The sequence below is a fragment of the Microbacterium shaanxiense genome (assembly GCF_054779995.1).
This window is the reverse complement of record NZ_BAAGXE010000005.1, coordinates 85,369-101,667: the sequence shown is the minus strand read 5'-3', so window position 1 is coordinate 101,667 and position 16,299 is coordinate 85,369. Positions and strand designations below refer to the sequence as shown.

The 16,299-nt window shown below is 67.1% G+C and carries 17 protein-coding genes and 1 tRNA gene; 6 read left to right on the top strand and 12 right to left on the bottom strand.

The window, feature by feature from the left end; genetic code table 11:
• The first annotated feature begins 66 nt into the window (after positions 1-66).
• Positions 67-693 carry an SOS response-associated peptidase family protein gene (locus ACYVG2_RS16800; RefSeq protein ID WP_460782041.1) on the top strand — a complete coding sequence of 209 codons (627 nt, stop codon included), beginning with the start codon at positions 67-69 and terminating at the stop codon, positions 691-693.
• An 8-nt stretch (positions 694-701) separates the two neighbouring features.
• The gene (locus tag ACYVG2_RS16795) at positions 702-1,973 is read left to right on the top strand and encodes a cation:proton antiporter domain-containing protein (protein ID WP_460782040.1); all 1,272 of its coding nucleotides are present in this window, start codon (positions 702-704) and stop codon (positions 1,971-1,973) included.
• 12 nt (positions 1,974-1,985) lie between these two features.
• Here ACYVG2_RS16795 and ACYVG2_RS16790 read toward each other — a convergent pair whose 3' ends face one another.
• Positions 1,986-2,711 carry a tyrosine-protein phosphatase gene (locus ACYVG2_RS16790; RefSeq protein ID WP_460782039.1) on the bottom strand — a complete coding sequence of 242 codons (726 nt, stop codon included), beginning with the start codon at positions 2,709-2,711 and terminating at the stop codon, positions 1,986-1,988.
• 80 nt (positions 2,712-2,791) lie between these two features.
• On the opposite strand from ACYVG2_RS16790, the gene ACYVG2_RS16785 reads away from it, so the two are divergent.
• Complete coding sequence (locus ACYVG2_RS16785; protein ID WP_460782038.1) at positions 2,792-3,097, top strand: hypothetical protein; 306 nt, start codon at positions 2,792-2,794, stop codon at positions 3,095-3,097.
• 33 nt (positions 3,098-3,130) lie between these two features.
• Here the strand turns inward: ACYVG2_RS16785 and ACYVG2_RS16780 are convergent, their stop codons facing one another.
• The 4 genes from ACYVG2_RS16780 to ACYVG2_RS16765 all read right to left on the bottom strand — a co-directional run bounded on the left by ACYVG2_RS16780 (position 3,131) and on the right by ACYVG2_RS16765 (position 6,101).
• Positions 3,131-3,454 carry a hypothetical protein gene (locus tag ACYVG2_RS16780; RefSeq protein ID WP_460782037.1) on the bottom strand — a complete coding sequence of 108 codons (324 nt, stop codon included), beginning with the start codon at positions 3,452-3,454 and terminating at the stop codon, positions 3,131-3,133.
• Between the two features lie 384 nt (positions 3,455-3,838).
• Positions 3,839-4,621: a hypothetical protein gene (locus ACYVG2_RS16775; RefSeq protein ID WP_460782036.1), complete on the bottom strand. Its 783-nt coding sequence runs from the start codon at positions 4,619-4,621 to the stop codon at positions 3,839-3,841.
• A gap of 397 nt (positions 4,622-5,018) precedes the next feature.
• A tRNA-Thr gene (locus ACYVG2_RS16770) sits at positions 5,019-5,094 on the bottom strand.
• Between the two features lie 44 nt (positions 5,095-5,138).
• On the bottom strand, positions 5,139-6,101 hold the full coding sequence (locus ACYVG2_RS16765; RefSeq protein WP_460782035.1) for a DsbA family protein: 963 nt from the start codon (positions 6,099-6,101) through the stop codon (positions 5,139-5,141).
• Positions 6,102-6,317: 216 nt separating this feature from the next.
• Between ACYVG2_RS16765 and ACYVG2_RS16760 the strand changes: the two genes are divergently transcribed.
• Entirely contained in the window at positions 6,318-7,424 is a 1,107-nt protein-coding gene (locus tag ACYVG2_RS16760; RefSeq protein WP_460782034.1) for an ABC transporter ATP-binding protein, read from the top strand.
• A gap of 66 nt (positions 7,425-7,490) precedes the next feature.
• The gene (locus ACYVG2_RS16755; protein WP_448967792.1) at positions 7,491-8,795 is read left to right on the top strand and encodes a DUF4032 domain-containing protein; all 1,305 of its coding nucleotides are present in this window, start codon (positions 7,491-7,493) and stop codon (positions 8,793-8,795) included.
• Positions 8,796-8,828: 33 nt separating this feature from the next.
• Here ACYVG2_RS16755 and ACYVG2_RS16750 read toward each other — a convergent pair whose 3' ends face one another.
• Genes ACYVG2_RS16750 through ACYVG2_RS16730 form a run of 5 tightly spaced genes read right to left on the bottom strand, consistent with a single transcriptional unit; the run spans position 8,829 to position 13,607 of the window.
• Complete coding sequence (locus tag ACYVG2_RS16750) at positions 8,829-9,467, bottom strand: NAD(P)-dependent oxidoreductase (protein WP_460782033.1); 639 nt, start codon at positions 9,465-9,467, stop codon at positions 8,829-8,831.
• A gap of 12 nt (positions 9,468-9,479) precedes the next feature.
• On the bottom strand, positions 9,480-10,487 hold the full coding sequence (gene rlmB, locus ACYVG2_RS16745) for a 23S rRNA (guanosine(2251)-2'-O)-methyltransferase RlmB (RefSeq protein WP_460782032.1): 1,008 nt from the start codon (positions 10,485-10,487) through the stop codon (positions 9,480-9,482).
• Positions 10,480-11,889, bottom strand: a complete 1,410-nt coding sequence (gene cysS / locus ACYVG2_RS16740; protein ID WP_460782031.1) for a cysteine--tRNA ligase — start codon at positions 11,887-11,889, stop codon at positions 10,480-10,482. The genes rlmB and cysS overlap by 8 nt, the downstream gene beginning before the upstream one ends.
• Before the next feature lie 9 nt (positions 11,890-11,898).
• A complete protein-coding gene (gene ispD, locus ACYVG2_RS16735) occupies positions 11,899-13,089 on the bottom strand; it encodes a 2-C-methyl-D-erythritol 4-phosphate cytidylyltransferase (RefSeq protein WP_460782030.1) in 1,191 nt (396 codons plus the stop codon).
• A gap of 35 nt (positions 13,090-13,124) precedes the next feature.
• Positions 13,125-13,607 carry a CarD family transcriptional regulator gene (locus tag ACYVG2_RS16730; RefSeq protein ID WP_033106646.1) on the bottom strand — a complete coding sequence of 161 codons (483 nt, stop codon included), beginning with the start codon at positions 13,605-13,607 and terminating at the stop codon, positions 13,125-13,127.
• Between the two features lie 135 nt (positions 13,608-13,742).
• On the opposite strand from ACYVG2_RS16730, the gene ACYVG2_RS16725 reads away from it, so the two are divergent.
• Positions 13,743-14,222, top strand: a complete 480-nt coding sequence (locus ACYVG2_RS16725; RefSeq protein ID WP_460782029.1) for a DNA modification methylase — start codon at positions 13,743-13,745, stop codon at positions 14,220-14,222.
• A gap of 69 nt (positions 14,223-14,291) precedes the next feature.
• Here ACYVG2_RS16725 and ACYVG2_RS16720 read toward each other — a convergent pair whose 3' ends face one another.
• Both ACYVG2_RS16720 and ACYVG2_RS16715 read right to left on the bottom strand, forming a co-directional pair.
• Complete coding sequence (locus ACYVG2_RS16720) at positions 14,292-14,975, bottom strand: response regulator transcription factor (protein WP_188437158.1); 684 nt, start codon at positions 14,973-14,975, stop codon at positions 14,292-14,294.
• On the bottom strand, positions 14,972-16,192 hold the full coding sequence (locus ACYVG2_RS16715; RefSeq protein ID WP_460782028.1) for a sensor histidine kinase: 1,221 nt from the start codon (positions 16,190-16,192) through the stop codon (positions 14,972-14,974). Before ACYVG2_RS16715 ends, ACYVG2_RS16720 begins: the two co-directional genes overlap by 4 nt.
• Positions 16,193-16,299: the final 107 nt, after the last annotated feature.

The window sequence follows — 16,299 nt, the reverse complement described above, 5'->3', positions numbered from 1 at the left end:
CACCTGAGCACACTACCCGAGCGGTTGCACGTGCCCGAAGTCGCCGGTCGGCGCTACTCTTGCGGCATGTGCGCGAGCTACGGACTGGATCCCCGATTCACCGACGCCGAGCTGCTTGCCGAGACGGACGCCGACGTCATCGAGGGGCTCCGGACCTGGGCGGAGCAGAACGATGGCGAGACCCTGCGACCGACCGGCAGGAATCTGCGCAATCTGAATCCGCTGGTCGTCTCCGACGGCGGCGCAGTCGCTGTGGAGCCCGCGTGGTGGGGCTATCTCGTCAACGGCGAGCCGGCGAAGTTCCCCTCGATCAACACGCGGTCCGAACGCCTGCAGGATCGCCCGAACGGACTCAAGACCCGCGCGATCGTGCCGTCGACCGGATGGTTCGAGATGCAGAAGCCGGCGAGGGTATGGCACGAGTTCGCCCTCGACAACCAGGCACTGTTCGGCATGGCCGCCGTGACCCAGCGCGGGCGCACACCGGACGGCGAATGGATCACGTGCTATTCCATCGTGATGGCGCCGGCCGCGGAGCACCTCAAGGAGTTCCATGATCGGATGCCGGTGCTGATCCCCCCTGGCATGAGCCAGGAATGGCTGAACGGCCCGCCGAGTCGCGAGCTCATCGACGAAGCACTCCTCGCATCCGGCGAGCTGGCCGAGCGGATCACCGTCTCGGCCCGGCCCTAGGCACGAGCATGCCGCATCTCGTCCTGATCGGTCTCGCCGCGATCCTGCTCTGGTCGCTGATCTCGCACCGGTTCGAACGCTGGGGAGTCGCAGGACCCTTGGGACTGCTGCTGCTCGGTGCTGCCACTGTCATCTGGGACGTCGATGCCTTCGGCAGCGCGATCGACTCGCCGATCTCCGAGAAGATCGTCGAGGTCATCCTCGCGATCCTGCTGTTCGTCGACGCCACCGAGGTCAAGGGCGGCATCTTCGGCCGCGAAGGCAAGGTGATCGCGCGTCTCGTGCTCATCGCGCTGCCGTTGTCGATCGCACTGACCGTGACGGCGGGCGCGTTCCTGATACCCGACGCCGGTCTGCTCCTGCTCTTCGTGATCGCGTGCGTGATCCTGCCGACCGATTTCGCTCCGGCCGCCTCGCTGCTGCGCAATCGGCGCGTTCCCGCGCGGTTGCGTCAGATTCTGAACGTGGAGAGCGGGTACAACGACGGGTTGATCTCTCCGGTGTTCGGCATGTCGCTCGCGTTGGCCGTCATCTGGTCGACGTTCTCGCACACGCCCGAATCCGATATCACCGAGGATTCGCTCGAGGCACCGATCATCAGGTTCTTCGACGTCTTCATCAACGCGGTGCCGTCGACGGTCATCGCCATCGTGATCGGCGTCGTGCTGGGTGCCGGAATCGGATACATGGTGCGCATCGTGCGGGCGCGGGCGATCGCGGATGCCCTCGGCGCCCGCTACGTCATGCTGATCCTCCCTCTGATCGCCTACGGCGTGGCGAACATACCGGCGTTCGAAGCGAACGGCTTCGTCGCCGCCTTCGTCGCGGGGATCGGCTACCGGATGACACGCACGAAGGGGCGATTGTCCGAAGGGATCGACCACAGCGAGCTGCTTCTCGTGGAGGAGGTGGGCTCCCTGGCGGCGAGCTTCGTGTGGTTCGTGCTCGGCGGCGCGATGCTCGTCGTGGTCGTGTCGGGGATCGACTGGTGGATGCTGCTGTTCGCCGTGCTCGCGCTGACCGTGCTGCGCATCATCCCGGTGTACCTCTCTCTCATGCGCAGCACTGTGGGCAGAGGCGACCGTCTCCTGGTAGGCGCTCTCGGCCCGCGCGGCACAGCGTCGATCGTGTTCGGGCTGCTCGCGTACAACGCACTCCCTGAGGACGAGGGCGTGATCGTGCTGACCGTCATGGTCGCGACGGTCGTGGGCAGCATCGTGCTGCACGGTCTGGCCGCGCCGTTGCTCCTCAGGCGGCGAAGGTCCGAGGAGCCGGCCTGACGCAACCGCGACTCAACTGCTGCGGGGAAGCAGTGCCCTGCGCAGCTGATCGCGTACTGCGCCGTCCACGCCCGCCCTCTCCAGATACGGCAGAGCGCCGCCGTGCTCACGGTCGAGCCAGTCGAACGCGTCGCTCAACGCCTGTACCGGCGACCCTGCGAGCACCTCAACCAGGTTGTCCGTGATGGGCACGCGGAATCGGCGCATCCTGCGCAGCATCCGCTCCGTCCACTCCCCCGACAGGTTCGCCGCCGTCGCGGAGTAGTCGGCCAGGATGATGTCGCGGTCGACATCGAGCGCTGTAAGGATGAGGGCGACGACCAAGCCGGTGCGATCCTTGCCCGCGGTGCAGTGCACGAGCACGGGAGCATCCGCCGACGCGACGGTGCGGATCACCCGTCCGAGATCGCCCTGATGACGCGACAGCACCGTCTCGTACACCTGTCGCAGCGTGAGGGTGCGCGGGTCGATCGTGCGCGGTGCACCGTCGATCGGCACCGACAGTCGTGTCGCACCAGTGCCTCGAAGCCGGTCGCGCCCTCCGATGCGTCGGTCGATGGCCGATCGGAGGTCGATGACCTGCCGGATGCCGAGCTGCCTCAGCCTCCTGCGTCCCTCGCGGGTGAGCCGGTGCAGCGCATCCGAGCGGTACAGCACCCCGGGCTTCAGCACGCCTGGGGCGACCTCGCGGAAGTTGTGGGTGCCTGCCAGATCGAGGCGGGTGAGGGGCTCATCCATTCGGTCATGCTATCTGCGGAGCCGCGGGACGCCGCCGCGCGTCTCGGCTATCGTGAGGCTTCACCGACGAAGGAGATTCGATGGGAACTGAGGAAGGCGGCTCGCGCCCTCGCGCGCGGCGCGACGGTACCGCGGACCCGCGCTTCGCCGCGCGCTACGCGACGATCGACGAGGTCGCCGAACTGCTCGGCGTGACACCCGTGTCGCTTCGACAGACGATGCGCCGGCGCGACTCCGGTGATGCGTCTTCGGCCAGCGATGCGTTCATCGATCCGATCGGGAACGTGTCAGGGTACCTCTGGGATCGCGATGATCTCACCCCGGAGGCGATTGCGGCATGGCACGATCGTCCCCGGCGTGGGCGGAGGCCGAACAGCGCGCGATAGAGCGGCGTTCGGGCGAGATGGAGCCGACTCGGATCAGGTCCGCTTACGGCTCGCGATCTCGTCAGAGAGCCGCTGCACGTCGGCGGGGTCGGCGTCGCGGCCGAGGGCGACGTAGTGGTCCATGGTCGCCGGTCGGTAGCGCACTGGCAACGTCTGGCCCGGGGAGAGCCGGGTGATTTCGGTGATCGTGAGCGCCTCGTCTGCGATGCCGCGGAACGAGATGCCGTCGACGGTCTCCACGTCGATCATCATGACCACGCGGGGGTCGCTGTTGATCTCCCGCCAGTCGACGAGAACGCCGAGCGCGAGCGTGCCGGTGCGCAGTTCTGCATTGCGTGCGAGCGCTTCACCGCTCATGAGCGGGTTCGGCGCGATCCCGGAAAGTCGGGCCCGACGCCGAGCGAATCCCGACTCAGATCCGGCCTGAGCTGCGCCGTCAGATCGCCGAGTCTCCCGACGGCGTGACCGGATAGCCCGGTCGCCGCGACGACGCGAACACGAACGAATGCATCGCGTCGGCGGGATCACAGGGTGATCGAGGAACCCGCGAAGGCGATCTGGACGTCAGAACAGCAGGAAGAGCAACGCCACGGCGATCGGGGTGCCGATCACGAAGAACAGCATGCCTATGATCTCGCCGCGACGGGAAGGCTCCGCGTCGCTGGAAGTCATGCCAAAAGTGAGAGACGGGCGGGAGCCGCTCGTCCGGCGAGTGATCCGATGCGTCCGCTGTCAGGTCTGTCAGGCGGGGACGACGACCGTCTTCTCGATGGTGAGCTCCGGTTGGGTGTTGACAGTGAGCGTGGCCGTGTAAGTGCCCGGCTCGACCCCGAGGCTGTCATTGGAGTAGACGTTCTCGTGGTGCTGTGGGGCCCCGACCGACGCACGTCCGCTGATTGAGGACGGCCCTGTCTCGTAGACAGGATCTGCGACGCCTGCTCTATGTATCGTGAGCCCCCATCCGAAGAGGTAAGAGTGCTCGGTGTCCGAACCGACGTAACCGATTGTCACACCCCACGGAAGCAGCGCGCGGTTGAGGTTCTCAGGGGCGGGCGCGACATACTCGGCGTCCAGCTGGAGCGTCAGATCCTCGCGCGCCGCGGACGGCGGTGCCGCAAGTGGCAAGGCGAGCCGGAACTCGGACCACGTGTCCCTCGTCCGCGCAGGAGTGGAGACGGTGATTGTCGCACGGTAGGTGCCGGGAGGCGTGGTGGAGGTGTCGAATGTACCGCTGGTCGTCCAGGTTTCGCCCCTCGCGATCACCGCAGCGCCGGAGTCGACCAGGATCGGGGCGGCACTGTCGTCATAGCGGTTCACCAGATGGATGGTCCAAGTGAAGGTCTCACCCGCAGGGTCATCCGCGACAAAGGTGGTGTACTCGATGCCAGCGTTGTAGGTCAAGGCGCCGGAGAACTGATCGGGAATGGCGAGAGCAGCACTGATGGACGGAGTGAAGCTCTGGGCCCCCGTTCCGGTGGAGGCGGCCGCGAGAGGAAGAGCGACAGCGGTGGCGATGACCGGCACGGACCACGCCGCCGTCTTGACGAATGTGCGCCTCGGAAAGCCCAGGGCCGGAGCGTGGGAAGGAACAGACGCATCGGGGTTCATAGGATGATTACAGCATGGCCGCCCCTGAGCGCAAAAATCTTGGATGTGGCGGGATCCACCGCACGCCTTGAACGGAGCCTGCCTCTCGCCCGCGGTCGAGTCGGTCATGTTGTCACAATCCCATCGTCGCAAGTCTGACGTCACGGCAGTGAGAGACCGGATGCCTGAGACGAGTGATTCCTCAGGCCTGCCGCCCTCAGCGACGAACTCTCACACGAGCTCGTCTGTCTTTGTCATCCTTCGCGAAGCCTCCGCACAAGGTGTAGTGCTTCCTCAGCGCGACGAAATAATCTGCGCTGAACCGGTGCCCATGTGGAGCCGACTACGGGATTCGAACCCGTGACATCCTGTTTACAAGACAGGTGCTCTACCAGCTGAGCTAAGTCGGCGAACCGCTCCAGTTTAGCGAGACCGGAGCTCGTCTCCGAACCGGCTACTCGGCCGGTGTCTCGGATGCTGTCGGCGCGGGCGTCGGCTCAGGCGTCGACGAGGAACCTTCTGTGTCGCTGGCCACCGTGAGCACGAACTGCGAGAACTCCGCGGGGTCCTTCAGGGAGCCCACATATGCCTGTCCGTTCACGACGATCATCGGAGCGCTGGTGAGCACGAGGTCGTCGGAGCCCACGAGCGGTCCCTCGAGCGCACGAGAGGTGGCGTCCTTGGCCCAAGAGGCGAAGTCGCCCTCCTCGATGCAGTTGCGAATCACCTTCGGGTCATCGACACCGACCGCGATCGCGAGGTCGGCGAGTTCGACATCCGAACGTCCGTCGGTGTCCATCTCGGGCTGGTCGACGAGGAGCTCGTGGTTGAACGGGTAGAACTGCTCCGGCGAGTGCGTCGCCACGCAGGCCGCCGCTGCCGCCGAACGCAGCGAGTACTTCGTGCCGTTCGAGCTCGCGGTGAGCATCGAGACAGGGTGATACGTGACGGTGACAGCGCCCTCGTTGATCCATCCCGCCAGCTGGCGTGCGTTGGCGCGCTCGAACTCGCCAGCACCCGGCGACAGGTAGTCGACGTAGATGTGCACGTCGACAGCCGCCTGCGATGCGGTCGGCTCTGGCGTCGGCTCGGCCGTCTCGCCTGCCCCGGCCTCGGTCTCCTCCGGTGCGGGAGTCTCGGGCACATCCTCGGCGCCCACGCTCGGAGCCGTGTTCACGATGATGCCGTCCGCGTCCATGCCGGTCGGACTCAGCGCCGGCTTCGACACCGACGAGGTCACGGCCATGGTCACTGCGGTGCCGATCGCACCGACGGCGACCACGGCGACAGCGCCGACGATGATCCGTCGCATGATGCGCGCCCTCGACTGCTTGGCGTGCACCTTCTGTGCCTTCTCCCGGACCGCCTCACGAGAATTGCGAGGGGTGGGGACGTTCGGCGTTTCGTCGCTCGACATCGTTCCTCTTGAAAGTCTTGATGGGGACGGGCTCCCCGGCGTCCTCTTCACGAGCAGGACCGCAATCGATGTTAACCAGTCAGGCTGGGAAATACCCAGGTGCGGCCGCCGCGTGCCATACTTGACTCGGCCCAAAGGTGGGCCACGGCGGCTCATACCCGCCGCATCCATCACAACGGATCGTCCGGCACGTACCTGCCGGTGAAGGAGAAAACAATGGCATCTGTCACGTTCGACGCGGCGACGCGTCTTTACCCGGGCGGCACCCGCCCGGCGGTCGACAAGCTCGACCTCGAGGTCGCAGACGGCGAATTCCTCGTCCTCGTCGGCCCTTCCGGTTGCGGTAAGTCCACGTCCCTGCGCATGCTCGCCGGCCTCGAAGAGGTCAACGACGGCCGCATCCTCATCGGCGATCGCGACGTCACCGACGTTCCGCCGAAGGACCGTGACATCGCCATGGTCTTCCAGAACTACGCGCTGTACCCGCACATGACGGTCGCCGAGAACATGGGCTTCGCCCTGAAGATCGCCGGCGTCAACAAGGAAGAGCGCGCAGCCCGCGTGCTCGAGGCCGCCAAGCTCCTCGACCTCGAGGAGTACCTGACCCGCAAGCCGAAGGCGCTCTCCGGTGGTCAGCGTCAGCGCGTCGCCATGGGTCGCGCGATCGTCCGTCAGCCGCAGGTGTTCCTCATGGACGAGCCGCTGTCGAACCTCGACGCGAAGCTGCGCGTGCAGACGCGTACGCAGATCGCCTCGCTGCAGCGTCGTCTCGGCGTCACCACGGTCTACGTCACGCACGACCAGACCGAGGCGCTCACCATGGGTGACCGCATCGCCGTCCTCAAGGATGGTCTGCTGCAGCAGGTCGGCACGCCGCGCGACCTGTACGAGAAGCCGGAGAACGTGTTCGTCGCCGGATTCATCGGCTCGCCTGCCATGAACCTCTTCTCGGCGGATCTCGCCGAGGGCGGCGTGCGGTTCGGCACCGAGGTCGTCGCGCTCGACCGCGACACCGTCGGTCGTGCGAACGGCAGCCAGGTCACGGTCGGCGTCCGCCCCGAGGACATCGTCGTCGGCCCCGCCGACGGCAAGGGCCTCTCGGTCACGGTCGACCTCGTCGAAGAGCTCGGCGCAGACGGCTACCTCTACGGTCACACCGACATCAACGGCAAGCGCACCGACCTGGTCGCTCGCGTCGACGGCCGCAGCCACCCGAACGCCGGCGAGACCGTCACTCTCGCAGCGAACGTGGGCCACGTCCACGCGTTCGACATCGAGTCGGGCCTGCGTCTGAACGACAAGCCGATCGTCTCGGCCGCGTAAGTTCCATCGCACACGGCGCGGGCTGACCTTCGGGTCGCCCGCGCCGTGTCGTTTCCCGGGAGCCACATGCAGGACGCACTGCGCATCACCGCCAGCAAGGTCACCCCCGACCTGCTGTCACTGCCATGGTCGACGCCGCTCGCGAAATGGCCGTCCGAACGCATCGTCTCGTTGCCCAAGGGCCTCTCCAGGCATCTCGTGCGCTTCGCCGATCTGTCCGGTCGCGTCGTCGCCGTCAAAGAGACCACGGCGGAGATGGCCCAGCGCGAGTACGACATGCTCGGAGGGCTCGCGCGTCTCGACGTGCCATGCGTCGATCGCGTCGCGGTGATCGCCGGAAGATCGGACGACGCAGGCACCCCGCTGCCCGCGGTGCTCGTGACGTCACACCTGCGGTTCTCGATGCCATATCGCGCGCTGTTCACCCGCGTGCTGCGTCCCGACACGGCCACCCGCCTGGTCGACGCTCTCGCGGTGCTGCTCGTCCGTCTTCACAACATCGGGTTCTACTGGGGCGACGTCTCGCTGTCGAACACGCTGTTCCGCCGGGATGCGGGCGCCTTCGCCGCGTATCTGGTGGATGCCGAGACCGGCGAACTGCATGAAGAGGGTCTCACGCAGGGGCAGCGTCTCTACGACCTGGATCTCGCACGCACGAACATCGCCGGTGAGATCATGGACCTCGCCGCCGGTGGGCGTCTCGAGCACGGCGTGGACGCCATCGCCATCGCCGACGGCATCGTCTCGTCGTATCATTCGCTGTGGGCGGCGCTCACCGCCGAGGAGTCGTTCTCCGCGAACGAGACGTGGCGCATCACGGAACGCGTCGAGCGGTTGAACGCTCTCGGCTTCGACATCGACGAGATGTCGATGACGACGACCGGCGATGGCACAGTCGTCGAGATACAGCCGAAGGTCGTGGACGCGGGCCACCACCAGCGCCGGCTCATCCGGCTCACCGGTCTCGACGTCGAGGAGAACCAGGCCAGGCGGCTGCTGAACGACCTCGACGAGTTCCGCGCGCGCTCCAAGAAGGAGTGGGCGGACGAGGAGATGTACGCGCACGAATGGCTCACCAGGGTCTTCGAACCGGTGGTGCGCGCGATCCCCTACGACCTGCGCGCCAAGCTCGAGCCTGCGGAGGTGTTCCACCAGGTGCTGGAGCACCGCTGGTACCTCTCGCAGGCGAACGGCAGATCCATCCCCCTGGCCGAGGTGCTGACCTCGTACATCAACGACGTGCTGCGGCACCGGCGCGACGAGGCCACGATCATGGGCCCACCGACCGAGACGATGTCGCTTCCGGTGATGACCGGCGCCGTGGCGGTCACCGACGACACCGGCGAGGTCGACTGGCGCGATCTCGTCTAGCGGTCAGTGACCAACAGCTCAGTAGCCGACGCCTCAGTAGCCGACGGCGAAGTTCTCGCGGTGATGGTTCGGGTTCTCGATCTCATCGACGAACGCGACACCGAGATCACGTCCTGAGATGTACGACTCGCCCGCGGCATCCGTCACCAGGACCGGCCCGCCGTCGCGGTACGTCCCGGTGCGCTCACCCGGTGCCCAGTTGCCGAAGCCGCCGGCCGGGTGCACGAAGAACCAGTCCTTGTCCTCCGGGGTGTTCTGGAGGTCCTCCAGCACACCGATCGCTTCCATGGCTTCGGCCTTGAACTCTTCGGGGAAGCCCGCATCCACGAGCCGAGGACCGTCCGGTGCGACCAGGCTGCCGCCCGCTCCCCCGACGACGCCGAGGCGCACGGCATCGGGCAGCGCCGCGAACAGTTCAGCGGTCGCCGGACGCACCTTGCCGACCATGTCACCACGCGGCGAAAGCGCCTGGATCACGACGTCGACCTCTTCTATCTGGGTCAGCAGACCTGGTACATCGAGGATGTTCCCCTCGATGTACACCGCGCCCTCGACGCGTTCGGTCGGCACGGAACGCGCGACCGAGACCACGGAGTGTCCGCGTGACACGGCCTCCGCGACGATGTTCGAGCCGGCGTAGCCGGTTCCTCCGATGACGGCGATGCGAGCCATGACCTCTCCTGACTACTTCCCGGCGAGCTGTGCGCGCACCGTCGCGACCTGGTACAGCGCGACGGATGCCGCGATGCCGGCGTTCAGCGACTCGGTGGCCGCGGAGATCGGGATCGAGACGATCTGGTCGCAGTTCTCGGTCACCAGGCGCGAGAGACCCTTGCCCTCGGATCCGACGACGATGACCACAGGGCGATCGGCGAGCTCGAGCGCCGGCAGCGACACATCTCCGCCGCCGTCCAGGCCGATCACGAACACGCCCTGCTTCTTGAACTCCTTCAGCTGCGTGGTGAGGTTCGTCGCCATGGCCACCGGAATGCGCGCGGCAGCACCGGCGCTCGTCTTCCAGGCCGCGGAGTTCACACCCGCCGAGCGGCGCTGGGGCAGGATGATGCCGTGTCCGCCGAACGCGGCGGTCGAGCGGATGATCGCGCCGAGGTTGCGCGGATCGGTGATGCCGTCGAGGGCGACGAACAGGGGCAGCTCACCGCGATCGATCACCTGCTCCAGCAGATCCTGCGGGTGCGCGTACTCGTACGGGGGAACCTTGAGCGCGACGCCCTGGTGCACGCCGTCGAAGCCGGCCATGCGGTCGAGCTCCTGGCGCGTGACCTCCATCACGGGGATGCCGCGGTGCGTGGCGATCGAGAGCATCTCCTTGACGCGATCGTCCATCTCGACGCGCTGCGCGATGTAGAACGCGGTGGCGGGGATCTTGGCCCGCAGCGCCTCCAGCACCGAGTTGCGGCCGGTGACGTTCTCGGTCTCGTCGCCCGCCTTCAACTTCGGAGCCCGGTTGGGGTTGCCGCCGCTCGGACGCCCGCCGGGTTTGCCCTTGCCGCCGGAGGCGGCGTAGCGCTCCGCGGCAGCCTTGCGCTTACCGGCCGGGTGCCAGGCGCGGTCCTCTGCCTTGGGCGTCGGGCCGCGTCCTTCGAGCGACTTTCGCCCGAGTCCGCCGGTGCCCTTGGTAGGGCCCTTCTTCTTGCTGTTGCTTGCGCCGGGGCGCTGTGGCTTAGCCATCAATACTCCAATGAGTTCCGTCTGGTGTGTCTTCGAGAGCGATGCCGGCCGCCGCGATCGCGTCGCGGATGCGGTCGGCTGCCGCCCAGTCCTTGTCGGCCCGCGCCTGGGCCCGTTGCGTGATCATCGTCTGCACGAGCGCATCGAGGGCGGATGCTTCGGCTCCGCCGTTCGTCGTCCATTCGGCATCGTGCGGATCGATGCCCAGGACGCTCGTCATCGCCGCGACCTCGCGACGTGCGCGCTCGGCGTCGGCCGCGTCGCCGCCGTCCAAGGCCGCGTTCCCCCGACGCACGGACTCGTGCACTGCCGCGAGAGCCTGCGGAACGCCGAGATCGTCGTCCATCGCGCGCTCGAACTCCGCAGGCAGTTCGATGCCGTCACGGTGCTCACCGTCGGCGACGGCGGCCCGCTCCGCCCTGGCCAGGAACGTCGTGATGCGTCCGAGCGCAGCCTCCGCCTCGGTCCACGACGACTCGGTGAGATCGAGGCTCGATCGGTAGTGCGCGGCGGCCAGCGCGTAGCGGACCACGAGCGGGTCGTGCACGGCCAGCACGTCGGCGGCGAGCGTGAAATTGCCGAGCGACTTGGACATCTTCTGCCCGTCGACGGTCACCAGTCCGTTGTGCACCCAGTACTTCGCGAATCTCTCACCCGCGGCGGTCGACTGCGCGAGCTCGTTCTCGTGGTGGGGGAAGCGCAGGTCGAGTCCGCCGCCGTGAATGTCGAACTCGGAACCGAGGTAGCGCTTGGCCATGGCGGAGCATTCGATGTGCCAGCCGGGACGGCCCGCGCCCCATGGCGACGCCCAGATCGCGTCGATCGGCTCATCGGGCTTCGCGCCCTTCCAGAGGGCGAAGTCCTGCGGGTTGCGCTTGCCTCGGGGATCGGCGTCCTCAGCGGCCTCCATCGCATCGACGGACTGGTGAGTGAGAGCGCCGTACTCCGCCCAGGACCGCACGTCGAAGTACACGTCGCCGGAGCCGTCGGGCGCCGGATACGCGTGGCCGCGCTCGATCAGGGTCTCGATGAGCTCCTGCATCTGCGGAATGGATGCCGTCGCGCGAGGCTCGTACGACGGGGCGAGGATTCCGACGCCGGCATACGCGGCGGTGAACTGCTGCTCCATGCGATAGGCCAGTGCCCACCACGGTTCGGCATCCGTCGCGTTCAGGAGCACCTTGTCATCGATGTCCGTGACGTTGCGCACGAACGTCACACGACCGAAGCGGTGCGTCAGCCAGCGGCGCAGGATGTCGAAGCTCAGCGCCGCACGGACGTGGCCGATATGGGGTCCGGACTGCACCGTCGGCCCGCACACGTACATCGTGACATTCCGCGGGTCGAGCGGCACGAAGTCGCGCAGCTGCTGTGCACGGGTGTCGTAGAGGCGGAGAGTCACTGCACCAGACTACCCGGGGTATATGAGCGCCACCGCTGTGACGGCGATGCCCTCTCCTCGACCGGGGAAGCCGAGGCCGTCGGTGGTCGTCGCGGTGACCGTGACGGATGCACCGCCGAGAGCTGCGGACAGTGCGCGTTCGGCCTCCGCTCGACGAGCGCTGAACCGCGGCCGCGCCGCCTGGAACTGCACCGAGACGTTGCCGATCGCGAAGCCCGCCGCCGCCAGGAGCTCGGCCGTGCGGGAGAGGAACACATCGGCATGCGCGCCGGCGTATTCGGGGTGCGCGGTGCCGAAGTGCTCGCCGATGTCGCCGAGCCCCGCCGCCGCGAGCAGCGCATCGACCATGGCGTGCGCGACCGCATCGCCGTCGGAATGGCCGGACAGGGGCGGCTCCCCCGGCCATACGATTCCTGCGAGCCACAACTCGCCCTCGCCGCCGAATGCGTGCACGTCCGTTCCGACGCCGATGCGAGGGATCGCAGGGCCGGCGGGTGCGGACGCGTCGAGTATCTGCCGTGCTCGTGCGAGATCCGCCGGTGTCGTGATCTTGAACGCGCGTTCCGAACCGGTGATGTGGCGTACCGGATGCCCCGCGGCAGCGAAGAGCGCGGCGTCGTCGGTGTACTCGACGCCGGATTCCTCCGCGGCGGCGTACGCCCGTTCGAGGAGCGCACGGGGAAAGCCCTGCGGAGTCTGGGCCGCGGCGAGCTCCGAGCGATCGACGGCGGCGAGCACGTCGACGGCATCCACTCTTTTGAGGGTGTCGATGACAGGCAACGCAGGGATCACTCCGGACTCGACCGTCACAGCCTTCGCGACCGCGTCGATCTGCGACGGCGGTGTCAGGGCGCGTGCGGCGTCGTGCACGAGCACCGTGGCGATGTCGCCCCACAGCGCCGCCAGCCCTGCGGCGACGGACCGCTGCCTGGTCTCACCGCCGGTCACGACACGACCGAGGTCATGCCGGTCCCCTGCGGCAGCGCGCAGCTCAGTCTCCGCATCACCCTCGTGTCCCGCGGGCGCGACGACGACGACCTGCGCGACCACCTCTGCGGCGAACACGCCGTCGAGCGCATGGCGGAGCACCGAGTGCTCGTCGATGCCGACCAACGCCTTGGGTGCCGCGGCGCCCAGCCGTGTGCCGGAACCGCCCGCCACGACGATGACCGCCGTGGTGGGTACAGGAATGAGAGTCACACGCTCACACTAGCGAGGCCCGAGGGCCCGAGCCATCAGGAAGCGAGGACCTCGTCGAGCAGTGCCCCGGCCTTGTCCTCGTCGCACTTCTCAGCGAGCGCGAGCTCGGAGATGAGGATCTGACGTGCCTTCGCGAGCATGCGCTTCTCCCCCGCCGACAGACCGCGGTCCTGATCGCGACGCCACAGGTCGCGCACGACCTCGCTGACCTTGATCACGTCGCCGGAGGCGAGCTTCTCGAGGTTCGCCTTGTATCGACGGGACCAGTTCGTGGGCTCTTCCGTGAACGGAGCGCGCAGCACCTCGAACACGTGGTCGAGGCCCTCCTGACCGATGACGTCACGAACGCCGACGAGGTCGACGTTCTCTGCGGGAACCTCGATGATGAGATCGCCCTGCGTGACGTTCAGCTTCAGGTACTTCTTCGTCTCGCCCTTGATGACGCGATCCTTGACCTCGATGATCGTCGCGGCCCCATGGTGCGGATAGACGACCGTCTCGCCAACTTCAAAAAGCATAAAATCGTGTCCTTTCGGCAACCTCCAGAATACCACAGGCGACATGCACTAAGGTTTGCCCCGCACTGTCCGATGGAGGGCCCTCCCATACCCGTAGAATGGTTTCGGATATCCCAAAATCTCCCAGGAGGACCCGTGAAATCGCGCCTTGTAGCGTCTGCCGCCCTCAGCGCCCTCGTTCTGCTCGGCGCAACGGGTTGCACGTTCATCACCCCGCAGTCGACTGAGATCCAGTACTCGGCCTCCGACGGGGTGAACATCGCCGACTCCGACGGACCTCTCGAGATCCGCAACGCCATGATCATCGCGACGGAGGACGGCTCGACCGGCAACCTCGTCGCCGCGATCGTGAACTCGACCGACAAGGCTGCGACCCTCACCGTCGAGATCGAGGGGCTCGATCCCCTCACCCTCCGCGTGGGCGCGGGAGACTCCGTGAGCCTCGGCGCCAATGCCGAGCCGCTGCGCATCGACGACCTCGACACGATGCCGGGCGCCACGGTCAGGATGTACTTCCAGTCGGGCGATGCCACCGGTTCCACCGCTGACGTTCCCGTGCTCGACGGCGCTCTCCCGTATTACGCCGATCTCGTCCCGCAGGAGGACGACGCCTGATCAGACGATCGCGCGACACGCGAAGAGGCCGGCACCCGGGTGGGTGCCGGCCTCTTCGCGTCTGGTGCGTCAGCCCTCGAAGCGATAGCCGAGACCGCGCACGGTGACGAGCATGACCGGTTCGCCGGGGTTCTCCTCGATGCGCGAACGGATGCGCTTGATGTGCACGTCGAGCGTCTTGGTGTCTCCGAAGTAGTCGCTGCCCCACACGCGATCGATGAGCTGCCCCCTGGTGAGGACGCGGCCGGAGTTGCGCATCAGCACTTCCAGCAGCTCGAATTCCTTCAGCGGCATGTTGATCTCCTCGCCGGAGACCGTCACGGTGTGCCGGTCGATGTCGAGCGTGACGCGCCCGCCGTCGAGCACCCGTTCGTCGAGATCGCTGTCCGCCTGGACCACGCGCCGGAGCACGGCGCGCATGCGCGCCAGCAGTTCGCGCGACGAGTACGGCTTCGTGATGTAGTCGTCCGCACCGAGCTCGAGCCCCACGACGATGTCCACCTCGGAGTCCTTGGCCGTGAGCATGATGATCGGCACCGCCGAGGTCGAGCGGATCTGCCGACACACCTCGGTACCCGGCATTCCCGGCAGCATCAGATCGAGCAGGACGATGTCGGCGCCGCGCTCCCTGAAGGCGGTCAGTGCGCCAGGGCCGTCCTCCGCGATCTCCACCTCATACCCTTCACGGCGGAGCAGGTAGGCAAGCGGATCGGCAAGGTCTGGCTCGTCCTCGACGAGAAGGATGCGGGTCATACGGTCTCTCCGTTTCGGGCGCGCAGGGCCGCGGCCTTGGCCGTCTTCCTCGCGCGCTTCTTCTTGGTCTTACGATCTGTGGCCTCGGGCAACGGGGCATCGATGCGAGGCAGAACCATCGTGAAGGTGGATCCGCGACTCGGCCGGGACCATACCCGCACCTCGCCGCCGTGGCGCTGCGTGGCGTGCTTCACGATCGAGAGACCGAGGCCGGTGCCGCCGGTGCGGCGGGAGCGCGCCTCATCCGCGCGGTAGAAGCGCTCGAAGATGCGTTCTCGGTCCGATTCCGAGATCCCGATGCCCTGATCGGACACCGCGACCTCGAGAGTCTCCCCCTCGATCTTCACGCCGACGCCGACGCGTGAGCCGCGCGGCGAGTAGACGATCGCGTTCGCGATGAGGTTGCCGACCGCCTCGATCAGGATCTGCGCGTCGCCTCTGACGAACGCGCCCCTGTCACCTCCGCGGATCAGTTCGACCCCCGCCGAATCGGCCTGCACCGCATGCGCTTCGATCGACGCGGTGACGACCTCGTCCATCGCAACCGGGTCGAAGTCGGTGATGCCGTCAGCGGCCTGCAGCCGTGACAGGCTCATGATGCGACCGGTGAGCTGTCCGAGCCTGGCAGCCTCCGCGGAGATGCGCGAGGCGAAGATCCGCACCTGTGCAGGATCGTCAGCCGCGGATTCGATGGCCTCAGCGAGCAGGCTCACGGCGCCCACCGGCGTCTTGAGCTCATGGCTGGTGTTCGCGACGAAGTCGCGGCGCACCTGATCCAGTCGCTCCTGCTCGGTGACGTCGCGCACGATGAGCAGCGTCAGCCGCGCGCCGAGCGCGCTGGCACGCGCAGACACCAATCGCGGATCGATGCTGACCCCCGGCCGGGTGATGCGCATCGTCTCGGTCGTGGATGCTCCGCTCGAGCGCACGCTGCGCACGAGTTCGCGCAGTTCGGGGATGTCCAATGTCGCACCGACCTCGATGCCGAAGCGCGCCGCGGCGTGGGAGATCGCGAGCACGAGACCGGACGGATCCACGACGCACGCGGCGTCATCCATGCTGTCCAGGACATCCACCGCACCCTGCGGGACCACCGACGAGGATTCCTCCACGACCCTGGCGCGAGCGCGGTACGCCCAGAACACGAGCAGCGCCAATCCCACACCGATCACCAGGCCGATGGCGAGGGCGAGCAGCGCGATCTGCGGCGAGTTCATGTCACCAGCGTAGAGTGCGTTCACCTCGCGTCCGGCGAGTTTCCGCGCCATCTCGGACGTCGGCGAACTAGTATTCACGTGCTGGGCACCGTTCGTTAACCTTCGAC